Source organism: Niveispirillum sp. FG156, assembly GCF_057809555.1.
Genome location: NZ_JBMDKE010000017.1, coordinates 112,106 through 126,478, shown reverse-complemented (window position 1 = coordinate 126,478; position 14,373 = coordinate 112,106). Strand labels below are relative to the sequence as shown.

Sequence of the window (14,373 nt, the reverse complement as noted above, 5' to 3'; positions counted from 1 at the left end):
GACGCCTATGGCCGCCTGAAGACCGCGACCGACCCATCGGGCATGGCGAGCCGCTATGATTACAGCGCCGTCAACGAAACGCTGACCAATCAGGTCATCGATGATGGCCGCCTGAACCTGACCACGGGTTTCAGCTACAATGCCCAGGGCGACCTGACGGGCGTGGTGACACCGCGCGGGGCACAGGTGTCGGCGGATTACAATGCCCGCCGCCAACCGCTGTACGAGGAGACGCGGGCCGGGTCCACTTCGGTGGCGCCACAAACCGCCGCCACGGTGCTGTCGCGCACCGACTGGGTCTATGACGATATCGGGCGGGTGACGCAGGAAAAGCGGGCCTCGGATATGCCGGGCATCCCGCATGCCATCACGGCCACCCTCTATACCGCCACCGATCAGCCGCAGAGCGTGACCGACCCGCTGGGCCGGGTGACGACCACGGACTATGACGCGCTGGACCGTCCCTTCCGGGTGACGGCCCCGTGGGAGACGGGGCGGACGCGTGTGTCGGAGGTTCTGTACAATGCGGCGGGCCAGAAGGTGTTGGAGAAATCCGCCGTGGGCACGGAGATACAGCAGGATAGCGCGCGCTATCTCTACAACCCCGATGGCAGCATCGCCACCATCACCGACCCACGCGGTTACACGCTGACCCATGCCTATGACGGCCATGGCCGCCTGTCGCAGCTGTCCTACGCCGATGGCAAGACCGAGAGCTACGCCTACGACGCATCCGACAACCGCACGGGCTTTACGCAGCGTGACGGCACCGTCAGCACCACGGCCTATGACGCGCTGAACCGCCCCACCAGCATCAAGCGTCCCGGCTTGGCCGAAACCGCCTACGGCCTGGACATATTGGGCCGGGTGGTGGCAGAGCGGGCGGGCACCTTGACCGTGCGCACCCATGCCTATGACACAGCCGGTCGCAAGCAATCGGCCAGCATCACCCTGCCGCGCCCCACCACGGGCGTAACCGGCGTCGCCCCCACCGTGGCGATGAGCTTTACCTACGACGAAGCCGGCAACCGCACAGGCGCCACATGGTCGGGCGCCACAGTGGGCTGGCGCTATGACGGCTTGAACCGGGTGACGGGGGTGGATCTGGGCGCGGACGCCGTGACCCTCCACAGCTACGACCTGCTGGGCCGCCGCACCGCCACCACGCGCGGGGCCGCCAGCAGCACCTATGGCTATGACATTGCCGGACAGTTGAAAAACCTCAGCCACGCCTGGTCGGGCGGATCGCTGGCCGCCAGCTATGGCTACGACGATGCCGGCGGCTTGATCAGCGAGGCTTTGGACAACAGCGCTTTCCTGTGGCAACCGGCCCCAACCCTGGCCAAGACCACCGCCTACGACCCCGCCTCGCCCATCAACGCCCTGACCAAGGTGGACGGGGTCCTGCAAACCCATGACGACCGTGGTAACCGCACGGGGGCGGCGGGCCGCACCTGGCGCTACGACACCCGCAACATGCTCACCGGCGCCAACGCCCCCGGCATGGCCGCGACATACGGCTATTACCCGGAGGGCGGGCGCGCCTGGAAACAGGTCAACGGCGTCACGACCCTGTATCTGGAGCTGGACGGGATCGAATGGGGAACCTACGACCCCAACGGCACCCTGAAGGAACGCACCATCCGCGCCTCGGGCAATGGCGGGGCGGTCGTGGCCGTCCACGCCCCCGCCGGCGGCCTGATCCGCCTGCTGCCCAACCGGCAGGGCAGCGTCATCGGCTGGCTGCGCCCCGACGGCAAGCTGGGCGGGGCCTATACGTATGACGCCTATGGCAACTCCCCGCAGGCCGGGGCGGCGGGACCGGCCTTCCGATATGCCGGGATGCGGTTTGATGCCGAAACAGGTCTGTACCACACGCCCAACCGGGCGTACGATCCCCAGGACGGGAGGTGGATGCAGCTCGATCCCATCGGCATCAAGGATGGGCTGAACCGCTATGCCTATGTGAAGAACTCGCCGCTCATGGGCGTCGATCCAACGGGGTTGTGCAAAGAGGACCCTTTGTGCACGGGTAAATGGAATGATGCTACAGGCATGGCAGCACCGCCTGATTTAGACTCATACAATGAACATTTTCGAACAGGAAATGGAGCTAGTTATCCAGTTGACCCCTCAGAGTCTGGGGGCTTAGAGGAAGCTATCGATATTGGAACTCAGATACAGGATAGCATCAAATCAGGCGGTGTCATGTCTGGCGTAGTGGATCAAGCTTCCGAAGGCAGTACTGGCAAGCCTCAGGAATTTTCATTACCAGAGAAAGCATGGAGCTTTAATCCAGATCTTCTCACGCAAGCCGGAGTAACTGTTGGTCGATTTACCGGAACTATTGTAAGTGGTACAATGGAATTATCAGGAGACGGGTCTTATGTTGTACAAGGTGAAATGCAGCTCGATTTTGGCCAATATAATTTCAACTTAGACGGGCGAAATGTCTGGCACAATGCTGCAATCTGGGCGGGCGGCATATATGCGGGAAAGGGACAAACATTTATGCCGACCCCGACAAGAACTTATAGCTTTACAGCAACAGGGAGATTCAATCCATGAATGGGACTATTTTCAGACCAATTTTATTATTGATTGGCTTGGGATCTTGCTGTCAAGGATGGCCATTGGCCGAGCAAAAGGAAGTAAGAGACTTATTGCTGAGAGGACCGCAGGGCATTGAGTGCTTTGAGTCAGCATGGATGAAAAAAAACAAAACCAGGGATCATTCATACTTTTACGACAGCGATTACTGCAAATCAAATATAGAGATACTTGATATTTCAACCTTCGATGATAGAGTTACTGGAGTTTCTAGGTGCAAAATTGGAAATGTGTATGCAGAATACAAGCTTTCTATATTTAAGTCTGAGAAAAGAAATAAATACTACGGCGGTTATTATTGCACAACAGCCCAAGGCGAAAATATAAATCAACTTCCAGTTGGATCAATTACTGACGCCGTAGGTGCTATGTAACGTCTAGCCCTAATTTTTTAGAGTCGATCCAAGCATTCTCAAAACTCTATTTATGTATTGATAAAAATTATAATAACAGTGTGTAGTTTTCAATAATAATGGACAGAAGAAATTTGATAATGCCAGTTATTGGATATAATCCTTACGGCGGCGGCGCCACAGAATGCGGCCACGGTGCTGTCACGCACCGACTGGGTCTATGATGATGTCGGGCGGGTGACGCAGGAACGGCGTGCGTCGGATATGCCGGGCATCCCGCATGCCATCACGGCCAGACTCTATACCGCCACCGATCAGCCGCAGAGCGTGACCGACCCGCTGGGCCGGGTGAGCACCACGGATTACGACGCGCTGGACCGCGCCATCCGGGTGACGGCACCGTGGGAGGCGGGGCGGACGCGTGTGTCGGAGGTTCAGTACAATGCGGCGGGCCAGAAGGTGGTGGAGAAATCCGCCGTCGGCACGGAGATACAGCAGGATAGTGCGCGCTATCTCTACAACCCCGATGGCAGCATCGCCACCATCACCGACCCACGCGGTTACACGCTGACCCATGCCTATGACGGCCATGGCCGCCTGTCGCAGCTGTCCTACGCCGATGGCAAGACCGAGAGCTACGCCTACGACGCATCCGACAACCGCACGGGCTTTACGCAGCGTGACGGCACCGTCAGCACCACGGCCTATGACGCGCTGAACCGCCCCACCAGCATCAAGCGTCCCGGCTTGGCCGAAACCGCCTACGGCCTGGACATATTGGGCCGGGTGGTGGCAGAGCGGGCGGGCACCTTGACCGTGCGCACCCATGCCTATGACACAGCCGGTCGCAAGCAATCGGCCAGTATCACCCTGCCCCGCCCCGCCACGGGCGTGACCGGCGCGGCCCCCGTGGTGGCGATGAGCTTTACCTATGACGCCGACGGCAACCGCACAGGCGCCACCTGGTCGGGCGGCACGGTGGGCTGGCGCTATGATGGCTTGAACCGGGTGACGGGGGTCGATCTGGGCACCGACGCCGTGACCCGCCACAGCTACGACCTGCTGGGCCGCCGCACCGCCACCACGCGCGGGGCCGCCAGCAGCGCCTATGGCTATGACATTGCCGGACAGCTTAAGAGCCTCGGCCATGCCTGGTCGGGCGGATCGCTGGCCGCCAGCTATGGCTACGACGATGCCGGCAGCCTGATCAGCGAGGCTTTGGACAACAGCGCCTTCCTGTGGCAACCGGCCCCAACCCTGGCCAAGACCACCGCCTACGACCCCGCCTCGCCCATCAACGCGCTCACCAAGGTGGACGGGGTCCTGCAAACCCATGACGACCGTGGTAACCGCACGGGGGCGGCGGGCCGCACCTGGCGCTACGACACCCGCAACATGCTCACCGGCGCCAACGCCCCCGGCATGGCCGCGACATACGGCTATTACCCGGAGGGCGGGCGCGCCTGGAAACAGGTCAACGGCGTCACGACCCTGTATCTGGAGCTGGACGGGATCGAATGGGGAACCTACGACCCCAACGGCACCCTGAAGGAACGCACCATCCGCGCCTCGGGCAATGGCGGGGCGGTCGTGGCCGTCCACGCCCCCGCCGGCGGCCTGATCCGCCTGCTACCCAACCGGCAAGGCAGCGTCATCGGCTGGCTGCGCCCCGACGGCAAGCTGGGCGGGGCATTATCGCGTATCAGGCAGACGTCACCTCGGCTGGGATAATCGCGTCACGACCGTTGATCCATGAACGTACCTTTCTGTCAGGCCACACTCGGTCGCGATGGAGGATGTCATGGGACGTTCAGCGTTTGATCCTGGCGCGAGAGGAAACAAGCCTTGGAATGCTGGTCGGCGGATCGGCGCCAAGCGCGCCCTGAAGCCACAGCAGGTTTGGGTCATCCGTTTCTGGCTGGACCGCCGACAACGGGTGCGCGACCGCGTTGTGTTCGATCTGGCCATCGACAGCAAGCTACGGGGCTGCGACCTTGTCCGGATGAGGACCGGCGAGATCGTTCGTGGTTGGGGAAATCCGGTCACGTGCGCTGGTTGTTCAGAAGAAAACAGGCCGCCCAGTTCAGTTCGAATTGCTGGAGACGGCCGGCAAGGGCCTCCAGGCTTGGCTGGAACGTCGGGGCGGGTCCCTTACTGATTATGTCTTTCCCAGCCGGGTCGATCCAGCCAAACCCATCAGCATCCACCAGTATGCGCGCCTCGTTGAGGAATGGGTGATCGGGATCGGCCTGTGCCGGGAGGATTATGGAACCCACTCCCTGCGACGAACCAAGGCCTCCCTCATCTATAAGCAGACCGGCAATTTGCGGGCCGTGCAGATCCTGCTCTGCCATACCAAGATCGAGACGACAGTGCGCCATCTGGGCGTCGATGTCGAAGACGTGCTGCAACTGGCGGAGACGACGGAGATATAGAAGGTGACGGCGTTGGGGCGGGCAGGAATGTCCGCAAACCAACTCTGAAAGCGAAAACCCGGCCGTCCGCTGCAAGCCCCATCACAGCCAGCACCGACGCCCCCCTCATTCCACCCGATGCCCCTCCAACCGCCGCCGGGCGGCCTCTTCCTCTGCCCGGCGTTTCTCTTTTTCTGCCTTGGTCTGGCCGAATTTTACGCGGTTTTCGGTGGCCTGGATTTCGCGGTCGGCCTTTGCCTTGGCTTTGCGGGCGCGGTTGAGATTCACGATTTCGCCCATTTCATTTCCTATCCTGTCGAGCGACGGTTCTATAGGTTAAGACCCGAGCGGCAGTGGAAGGCAAGAGGGATGGGCTGGGCGTGAAGCGGATCGCGGTGACCCTGGGGCTGACGCTGGCCCTGCTGATCCTTGTGGTGCTGGTGGGGCCGTCTCTGGTGCCGTGGAATGAGTTCCGGGCGCGGGCGGCGGATGTTCTGGCCGAACTGACGGGGCGGCAGGTGGTCATCGATGGTGACCTGAACCTGACCCTGCTGCCCGTGCCGACCCTGACCGCCGCCGATGTCCGGCTGCTGGATAATGGCGAGCCGCTGGCGCGCGTCGGTCGGGTCGCCATGCAGGTGCGGCCCTGGCCCCTGCTGCAGGGCCAAGTCCATATTCAGCATCTGGCCCTGAACGAGGCGGAGATGCGGGCCATCCTCCCCGCCGATGGCCCCGCCCGCTGGCCCATCGCCCTGTCATCGCTGGGTGGTGCGGTGCAGGTGGAGGGGGTCAGCCTGTCGGCAGGGTCGCTGGCCCTGGAACGCACGGGCGGCGATGTCATCCGGTTGGCCGGCTTGGCCGGCGAATTGGCGGCGGGCGGGCCCTTGGGCCCGTTCGAGGTGACGGCCACGGGATCGCTGGACGGCGCGCCGGCCCGGGTCAGCCTGAATGCCGCGCGCAAATCCGCCAATGGGGCGGTGCCGGTGCGGGCCGTTCTGACGCTGACCGATGCCAAGGCCGAATTGCGCTTTACCGGCAATCTGCCGCCGGCGGGCGGCGATCTGCGGCTGGAGGGTGATGTCGCGCTGCAGGGGCCGGATGCGGCGCCCGTCCTGCGTCTGGTGCAGCATCTGGCGGGCATGGAACTGCCCGCCGACGCCATGGGCGGCACCGGGGATGGGGCGGGCAAGGCCCCTGCCCTGTCGCTGCGCGGGCGGATGTCGCTGTCCAAGCAGAATGCGGGCATGGACGGGATTGAGCTGCAATGGGGCGACAGCCGCGCGACCGGCAGTGTGGAAATCCCGCGCAGCGGCGATGGGGTTGGCGCCGTGGTGCTGGCCTTTACCGCCCTTGACCTGGATGGGTTGGGCCGCGACCTGCCGGGCCTGTCGCCCTGGCTGCTGCGCGCCAATCTGACGCTTGATCTGTTGGCCGATCAGGGGCGCTGGCGCGGGGACATATTGCGCGACCTGCGGCTGGTCGGGCGGCTGGGCGGCGGGGTGCTGGGCGATGCGGAACTGTCGGCCACCCTGCCCGGCAGCACGGCCCTGACCCTGAAAGGGGCGGCGGATTTCAGCGGGGAACAGCCCGTGCTGGGCGCCGATCTGGACCTGAAATCCGACAGCGTGCGCGACACCTTGGCCTGGGCCGGGGTGGGTATGGAGACAGTGCCCCTGGAACGACTGCGCCAGGCGCGGCTGACGGGGCGGCTGTCGGGCAAGCCGCAGGATATGGCCCTGACGGATGCCAAAGGCAGTGTCGATACGACGGGGTTCAGCGGCGCTGTTACGCTGTCGCGGCGCGACCGGATGGGCTTGGGCCTGCGGCTGGCGTTGGACCGGCTGGACCTTGACGCCTACCGCACCAAGGAGGCGCCGCCGCTCTGGCCCGTGCTGAAACCGCTGCTGGCCGATATCGACCTGACGCTAGAGGGCAAGGCGGCGCAGCTGGTGGTCGCGGGCCTGCCCATTGAGGGGCTGGTGCTGGATGCGGGCTGGACCGGCGGGGCGCTGACCCTGCGCGATGCGGCGGCGGACGGCGTGGCCGGCATCAAGGTGAAGGCCAGCGGCCATTTGTCGGACAAGGAGGGGGAGGCATCGCACCTGACCCTGACCGGGTCGGGCACGACGCTGGCCCCGCTGCTGCGCGCGCTTGGCCGGCCCGATCCGGTGCTGGCCGAACGGTTGGGGCCGGTTGCGGTGGAGGCACGGCTGGTGGGCGATGCCGCCAAACTGTCGGTCGATATCCGCGCCGATGCCCTGGGCGGCACGACGCAACTGGGCGGCAGCATCGGCAACCCCACGGCGCGGCAGGATGCGCAGCTGGATGTTAAGCTGCGCAGCACGCTGCCCGACAGTGCCAATCTGCTGCGCCTGCTGATGCCCGATTGGCGGCCGGCGGGGGCGCTGGGGCCGCTGGACCTGTTTGCCGGCATCACGGGGCCGTTGTCGGGTACGCTGGTGTTGGACGGGGTGACGGGGCAGTTTGCGGGACACAATGCCAATGGGGCCCTGACCTGGGTGCCGGCGCCGGCGGATGGCTCTGCGGCGGCGCGGCTGGAGGGGAAACTAGCCCTGTCAGTGCTGGATGCCGATCTGGTGATGCCGGCCCTGACGCGCGACGGTGCCAATAGGGACCTGGGCTGGACCCGCCGTCTGAATGGCAAGCTGGAGTTGAGCGTGCCGCAACTGACCCTGGGCGGGGAGAAGCTGGGCAATGTCAGCCTGCCGCTGACCATCGGCAATGGCCTGATCCGGGTGGAGGGGGCGGCGGGCCGCTGGCAGGGCGGCGATGTCACCCTGACCGGTGCCCTGGAACAGACGGAACGCTCCGGTCTGGCCAGTGATGAGGAGCCGGGGCCGGTGCCGCTATCGGGATCGATCAATCTGGCCGTCAAGGATGCGGTGACGCCCGGCTGGCTGGCTGGCCCATCGCTGGGCATTGGCGGGGGGCGGTTCGACCTGTCGGTGACGGGCACGGGGGCCGGCCCCACGCCACGCGCGCTCTTGTCCGCCCTGGCCGGGGAGGGCAAGGCCAGCCTGCGGGATGGCACCATCACGGGGCTGGATCTGGCGCTGGTGGGCAAGAAACTGTCCGAAGGCGGGCCGAAGGGGCCGACGCAGCTGCGCACCGCCCTGCGTGCCAAGGGGGTGACGGGTTTCGACAGCCTGTCGCTGTCCTTCACCCTGGCCGACCGGGTGGCCGCACTGAGCGGGATTGAGGCAACGGGGCCGGCAGGGCGGATGATGGGGGCCGGGCGCTGGTCCTGGGCCAAGCGCACGCTGGATCTGGGCGTGACGGTCACACCGGCCAGCCCGGCGGACGCGCCGGCCATGAGCATCAACCTGACCGGGCCGGACCAGTCGAGCATGCGCACCCTGGATGTGGCAACCGCCGATAGCTGGCTGGGCAAGCGGGAGGCGGACAGGTTGGCCAAACAGGCCGCCGCAGCCGAAGCGACAGAGGCCGCAAAGGCCAAGGCGGCGGAGGCGGTAAAGCCCAAGCCCCCTGCCCCCCCGGCGGCGTCCAAGCCGCAGCCCGCGCCGCCGCAGAAGCCCGCGGCCAAGCCGGAAAAGGAGGGAACCGTGCAGGGAATCCTCGACCGGTTGAAAGGGAACCCTTGATTTGAAAGTCGAATAGGTATTCAAGTTCTGGGGTTTGTGAGAATCGCATGGAATGGTCACCCCGATGTCATTCCCGCGAAAGCGGGAACCCAGCGTCAAGCGGCGATAGCCGCGATATGACTCATATCGGCGCTGACCGCGCCTTATGCTGGGTCCCCGCTCATCAAGGGGATGACTGTTAAGGTAGGAGCGACCGGCTTCCATCAAAGCGTTGAAGTTTGAACCATGAGCGCAGCAGGGAGTGAGTGCCATCATGTTGAAGGGTAAGGTTGCCATCATCACCGGCTCCACCAGCGGCATCGGCCTGGGTGTTGCGCGCAAGCTGGCGGCGGCGGGTGCCGATATCGTGCTGAACGGCTTTGGTGATGCGGCGGAGATCGAGGCGGTGCGCAGCGGCATCGAGGCCGATTTCGGCGTCAAGGCCCGTTATTCCGCCGCCGACATGACCAAGCCGGACCAGATCAAGGCCATGGTGGATGAGACGGTGGCGACGCTGGGCTCCGTCGATATCCTGGTCAACAATGCCGGTATTCAGCACACGGCGCCGGTCACAGAATTCCCCGTTGAACGCTGGGACAGCGTCATCGCCATCAACCTGTCGGCGGTGTTCCACGGCATCCAGGCGGCATTACCGCATATGCAGGCCAGGGGCTGGGGCCGTATCATCAATATCGCGTCGGTGCATGGGCTGGTGGCCAGCGTCAACAAGGCGGCCTATGTCGCGGCCAAACATGGCGTCATCGGCCTGACCAAGGTGGTGGCGCTGGAGAATGCCGAAAGCGCCATCACGTGTAATGCCATCTGCCCCGGCTGGGTGCTGACGCCGCTGGTGCAGAAGCAGATCGACGCCCTGGCCGTGCGCGAGGGGATCAGCGAGGCCGAGGCCAAGGTCAAGCTTCTGTCGGAAAAGCAGCCGTCCAAGCAGTTCACGACGCCCGAGGAACTGGGCGATCTGGCCGTTTTCCTGTCGTCCCCCGCCGCCGCCAACATCAAGGGTGCCGCCATGACCGTCGATGGCGGCTGGTCGGCGCAATGAGTACAGGTAGCGCGGATTAGCGAAGCGTAATCCGCGGACATCCCAGCACTGCGGTTCCGCGGATTACGGCTGACGCCTAATCCGCGCTACAAATGTTCAGTGAAGTCCCCTTCCCCCAATTAAAGTCCATCATGACCCGATCCAAATCCGTTGTTCGCCCCCGTATCGGTCTTGCGTTGCAGGGGGGCGGGTCGCATGGGGCCTTTACCTGGGGGGTGCTGGACCGGCTGCTGGAGCTGGACCGGCTGGATGTGGAGGCGATTTCCGGCACCTCCGCCGGGGCCATGAATGGTGCCCTGATGGCCTATGGCTGGCTGACCGGCGGGCCACAGGCGGCGCGTGATCTGCTGTACCGGTTCTGGCGGCGCGTTGCCAAGGCCAACGCCTTCGGCCCCCTGTCGCCGTCCTTCCTGACGCAGTTGACGGGCAATCCCAATGTGGAGGCGCACCCGGTCTATGCCGGGTTCGACCTGATGATCCGCATGATGTCGCCCTATCAGTTCAACCCGCTGGGCCTGAACCCGCTGGCCGATGTCCTGGAAGGGCTGATCGATTTCAAGGTGCTGCGCGAGGCAGCCGATATGCGCCTGTTCGTCAGCGCCACCAATGTGGCGCGCGGGCGCATGCGGCTGTTCCAGGGCAAGGACCTGTCGGTCGACTGCCTGCTGGCCGCCGCCTGCCTGCCCTTCCTGTTCCAGGCGGTGCGGATCGAGGAGGAGCATTACTGGGACGGCGGCTATATGGGCAATCCGGTCCTGGACCCGTTGATCAAGCAGTGCCGGACCAACGATATCCTGATCGTGCAGGTCACGCCAATCGAACGGCCCGACGTGCCCAAGGCCCCGACCGCCATTGTCGATCGCATGAATGAGGTCAGCTTCAACTCCATCTTCCTGCGCGAATTGCGCTCGATCGAGTTGGTGAACCGGCTGCTGGCCAAGGGGGCGATGACGGAAGAGGCGTCTGGCATGCGGTCCATCCATCTGCACCGGATCGAGGCGGAGGAACGGATGGGCCATCTGGGCGTGTCCAGCAAGCTGAACGCCGATTGGGGCTTCCTGTCGGACCTGCGCGACACGGGCCGGGCGGCAGCCGATGAATGGCTGGCGCGGCACGAGAAGGACCTGGGCAAGCGCAGCAGCTTTGAGACGGGGCCGCTGTTTGTGTGATACTTGCCGCACGACATCTGGGACGGGGCGGCGTCGCTCCGCGGATTACGCTTCGCTAATCCGCGCTACGATGAAGCCGCGGGAGTGACATCACCAGCCATTTCTTTAAGCCGATGGTGTGAGACGGGGTTTCGTTGCCCGCAGCACCTGTGACGGCCATCACAGGCCGATACAGTTGCCCCCTATGTCGGACATGACAAACATGCTATAGCGGCGCTTCCTCAGCATCCAAACACAACAAGGCTGCAATGGCTTGGATATCAAACGACCCCGAACGGGGTTTTTTCGGGCATCCGCGTGGTCTGGCGCCCCTGTTCTTCGCCGAGATGTGGGAACGCTTCTCCTTCTACGGCATGCGGGCACTTCTGACCCTCTATCTGGTCAAGCATTTCCTCTATAGCGATGGGACCGCCGGCTTCATCTATGCCAGCTACGCCTCCCTGAACTATGCGATGCCCGTGATCGGCGGCCTGATCGCCGACCGTTATCTGGGCAGCCGCAAGGCGGTGATGCTGGGCGCCATCCTTCTGGTCTGCGGCCATATCGGCATGGCCTTCGAAGGCGTCCCGGCCCAGGTGATCGACGGTGTCGTGGTGCGCCAGTCGCCCTATGACCAGATCATGTTCCTGTCGCTGGCTTTCATCATCACCGGCGTCGGCTTCCTGAAGTCGAACATCTCGACCATGGTCGGCAAGCTGTACGGCAGCAAGGACGACCCGCGCCGCGACCCCGGCTACACGATCTTCTACATGGGCGTGAACCTGGGTTCCTTCTGCTCCACCATCGCCTGCGGCATTCTGGGCGAAACCTATGGCTGGAAATACGGCTTCGGTCTGGCCGGCCTGGGCATGGTGTTCGGCCTGATCGTGTTTGCGCGCGGCGCCAAGTGGTATCGCAATTCCGAAGCGCCCGATCCGGTGAAACTGTCCAAGCCGCGGGCCTTCGGCCTGTCACTGGAATGGATGATCTACATCGCCGCCCTGATCGGCGTGGTCGTCAACTGGCAGCTGGTGCAGAACCATCACGTCGTCGGCACGCTGCTGCTGTCCGTCGTGGCGCTGGTGGTGGTTGGGCTGATCTGGTTCTCCATCACCCAGTGCACCAAGATCGAGCGTGAACGCCTGATCGCGATGATGCTGATGATCTCGCTGTCGGTGGTGTTCTGGACCCTGTTCGAACAGGCCGGCACCTCGCTGACCCTGTTCGCCGACCGCAATTCCGACCGCCTGCTGTTCGGTTGGGTGGTTCCGGCGTCGGTGGTGCAGGTTTTCAACCCGATGTTCATCGTGTTGCTGGGCCCGGTGTTCAGCTGGGGCTGGGTGGCACTGGCCCGCAAGGGGCTGGAGCCCTCCACGCCGATGAAGTTCGGTCTGGCTATCATCCAGGTGGCGCTCGGCTTCGGCGCGCTGGTCGTCGGCGGGACCATGGTGGGCGAGGATGCCCAGACCGGCATCATCTGGCTGGTGCTGGCCTATCTGCTGCACACGACCGGTGAGCTGTGCCTGTCGCCCGTCGGCTTGTCGATGATCAGCCGCCTGTCGGTGGCCCGCATCACGGCCATGATGATGGGCGTCTGGTTCCTGTCGTCGGCGGGTGCCCACTATCTGGCGGGCTTCATCTCCAACGCCGCCAGCGCCAGTGCGGAGGGCGGTGCCGTCCTGGCCCCGCAGGAAAGCCTGCTGGTCTATACGGGCGTGTTCTACGACCTGCTGATCTGGGCCGGTGGCATCGGCGTCGCCGTCTGCGTCGCCTCCCCGCTGATCCGCAAGCTGATGCACACGGACGCGGCCGACATGCATACGGTGGAAAAGGGCAATAAGGCCGCCTGATCCCGTCCGGCATGTTTGATAAGTGAAAGGGCCGTCCGGCGCGATCCGGGCGGCCCTTTTGTTTTATCCCTGCAAGCTGGCCAGCATCGCATGGTCCGTCATGTCAAACCCGATGGGCGTGACGCTGATTTCCCGGCGGCGGAGCGCGCCGATATCGGTATCCTCGGCCCCCTGCCCCGGATGGCGGCGGATGGACAGCCAGTGATAGGGGAAGCCGCGTGTATCCTCCCGGCTTTCCACGCCCATCACCATGCTGCCCGGCGGGGCCTGACGCGTGACGCTGACGCCTGCCACCTCTTCCGGGTCCACATCCGGGAAATTCACGTTCAGCACGCTGGCGGGTGCGGTGCCGAAGCGGCGGACGATGGCCTCCAGGCCGGATATGGCCGTCTGCCAGCGCACATTGTTGCGGTCACGCCAGGCCTGGCTGACGGCATAGGCTGGCACACCGCACAGCCGCGCCATTAGGGCGGCGCTGACCGTCCCGGAATAGCCCACCTCCTCCCCCATATTGGCGCCCCGGTTGATGCCGGAGAACACGATGTCGGGCGGATTGTCCTTCAGAATATGGCTCAAGCCGATGACGACACAGTCGCTGGGCGTGCCCATGACGGCAAACCGGCGGGGGCCACGTTCCAGAACGCGCAGCGGTCCATGCAGGCTGATGGCGCGCGATACGCCCGACTGGTCATGTTCGGGGGCCACCACCCAGACCTCCCCCGCCAGCGGCGTCACCGCCGCGATCAGCGCCGCCATACCCGGCGCGTCGATCCCATCGTCATTGGTCAGCAGCGCGCGGCGGAACAGGGGGGCGGTCGGGGCTTGCATGGCGGGTCCGGACATGATGGTTAGAAGCAACGCCCATTCAAATCGAACAAGCGTTTGAAGTCGAGCACGAACAGGACCGGAAGACCATGGAAGAACGCCTGCCCACCCATCTGTTCGTGCAAAGCCATCTCTGGCGGCTGTCGGCGGCGGGCGTGCCCACCTATGTGCTGCGCAAGGGGGAGCGGGAGAGCGGTCTGATTCTGTTGAAAATCACGGTGCCGTTTCAGGGCAGCCGCATGTTCAGCCAGGGCCGCGACATCAATGGCAAGCTGGGCTGGCAACCGGGGGCCGGCGGGGAAATGATTGATGAAATGGCGGCGCGGGAATTCGTGGAGCGCCATGTGAAGCGCGATCCCGACCTGTGGGTGATCGAGGTGGAAACGCGGGATGGCAGCAATCCGTTTATCGAAGATAAATCCTGACGCAACCCTGCCCCCCGCGCGCTTTTTCTTGCGGGGACAGAAAATTTCGTGAATTCAGGCGCGGAATCCTGATCGAACCCCAGACATTG

At 64.1% G+C, this 14,373-nt stretch carries 11 protein-coding genes; 9 read left to right on the top strand and 2 right to left on the bottom strand.

Translation table 11 applies throughout. The features are described from left to right. The 4 genes from ACODSP_RS12915 to ACODSP_RS12900 all read left to right on the top strand — a co-directional run. The coding region (locus ACODSP_RS12915) for an RHS repeat-associated core domain-containing protein (RefSeq protein ID WP_488965982.1) at window positions 1–2,568 on the top strand (2,568 nt) is incomplete at its 5' end. Then, window positions 2,565–2,984: a hypothetical protein gene (locus ACODSP_RS12910; protein ID WP_488965981.1), complete on the top strand. Its 420-nt coding sequence runs from the start codon at window positions 2,565–2,567 to the stop codon at window positions 2,982–2,984. The genes ACODSP_RS12915 and ACODSP_RS12910, both read left to right, overlap by 4 nt. 129 nt (window positions 2,985–3,113) lie before the next feature. After that, window positions 3,114–4,694, top strand: a complete 1,581-nt coding sequence (locus ACODSP_RS12905) for a hypothetical protein (RefSeq protein ID WP_488965980.1) — start codon at window positions 3,114–3,116, stop codon at window positions 4,692–4,694. 293 nt (window positions 4,695–4,987) lie between these two features. Further along, a complete protein-coding gene (locus ACODSP_RS12900) occupies window positions 4,988–5,398 on the top strand; it encodes a tyrosine-type recombinase/integrase (protein WP_488965979.1) in 411 nt (136 codons plus the stop codon). Between the two features lie 105 nt (window positions 5,399–5,503). Here the strand turns inward: ACODSP_RS12900 and ACODSP_RS12895 are convergent, their stop codons facing one another. After that, the gene (locus ACODSP_RS12895) at window positions 5,504–5,677 is read right to left on the bottom strand and encodes a DUF4169 family protein (protein ID WP_488965978.1); all 174 of its coding nucleotides are present in this window, start codon (window positions 5,675–5,677) and stop codon (window positions 5,504–5,506) included. Window positions 5,678–5,757: 80 nt separating this feature from the next. Here ACODSP_RS12895 and ACODSP_RS12890 point away from each other — a divergent pair, with 80 nt between their 5' ends. The 4 genes from ACODSP_RS12890 to ACODSP_RS12875 all read left to right on the top strand — a co-directional run bounded on the left by ACODSP_RS12890 (window position 5,758) and on the right by ACODSP_RS12875 (window position 13,034). Beyond that, a complete protein-coding gene (locus ACODSP_RS12890; protein WP_488965977.1) occupies window positions 5,758–9,000 on the top strand; it encodes an AsmA family protein in 3,243 nt (1,080 codons plus the stop codon). 253 nt (window positions 9,001–9,253) lie between these two features. Next, window positions 9,254–10,036, top strand: coding sequence for a 3-hydroxybutyrate dehydrogenase (locus tag ACODSP_RS12885; RefSeq protein WP_488965976.1), 783 nt, complete (start codon window positions 9,254–9,256; stop codon window positions 10,034–10,036). A gap of 131 nt (window positions 10,037–10,167) precedes the next feature. Beyond that, window positions 10,168–11,205, top strand: a complete 1,038-nt coding sequence (locus tag ACODSP_RS12880; RefSeq protein ID WP_488965975.1) for a patatin-like phospholipase family protein — start codon at window positions 10,168–10,170, stop codon at window positions 11,203–11,205. A 248-nt stretch (window positions 11,206–11,453) separates the two neighbouring features. Next, a complete protein-coding gene (locus tag ACODSP_RS12875) occupies window positions 11,454–13,034 on the top strand; it encodes a peptide MFS transporter (RefSeq protein WP_488965974.1) in 1,581 nt (526 codons plus the stop codon). A 63-nt stretch (window positions 13,035–13,097) separates the two neighbouring features. Here the strand turns inward: ACODSP_RS12875 and surE are convergent, their stop codons facing one another. Further along, complete coding sequence (gene surE, locus ACODSP_RS12870) at window positions 13,098–13,862, bottom strand: 5'/3'-nucleotidase SurE (RefSeq protein ID WP_488965973.1); 765 nt, start codon at window positions 13,860–13,862, stop codon at window positions 13,098–13,100. An 86-nt stretch (window positions 13,863–13,948) separates the two neighbouring features. Here surE and ACODSP_RS12865 point away from each other — a divergent pair, with 86 nt between their 5' ends. Then, the gene (locus tag ACODSP_RS12865) at window positions 13,949–14,284 is read left to right on the top strand and encodes a DUF1491 family protein (RefSeq protein WP_488965972.1); all 336 of its coding nucleotides are present in this window, start codon (window positions 13,949–13,951) and stop codon (window positions 14,282–14,284) included. Window positions 14,285–14,373: the final 89 nt, after the last annotated feature.

Bases quoted from the DNA above. Each gene is read 5' to 3' on its own strand.
- ACODSP_RS12875 (WP_488965974.1), top strand. From the start codon at position 11,454: ATGGCTTGGATATCAAACGACCCCGAACGGGGTTTTTTCGGGCATCCG.
- ACODSP_RS12885 (WP_488965976.1), top strand. From the start codon at position 9,254: ATGTTGAAGGGTAAGGTTGCCATCATCACCGGCTCCACCAGCGGCATC.
- surE (WP_488965973.1), bottom strand. From the start codon at position 13,862: ATGCAAGCCCCGACCGCCCCCCTGTTCCGCCGCGCGCTGCTGACCAAT.
- ACODSP_RS12910 (WP_488965981.1), top strand. From the start codon at position 2,565: ATGAATGGGACTATTTTCAGACCAATTTTATTATTGATTGGCTTGGGA.
- ACODSP_RS12865 (WP_488965972.1), top strand. From the start codon at position 13,949: ATGGAAGAACGCCTGCCCACCCATCTGTTCGTGCAAAGCCATCTCTGG.
- ACODSP_RS12895 (WP_488965978.1), bottom strand. From the start codon at position 5,677: ATGGGCGAAATCGTGAATCTCAACCGCGCCCGCAAAGCCAAGGCAAAG.
- ACODSP_RS12880 (WP_488965975.1), top strand. From the start codon at position 10,168: ATGACCCGATCCAAATCCGTTGTTCGCCCCCGTATCGGTCTTGCGTTG.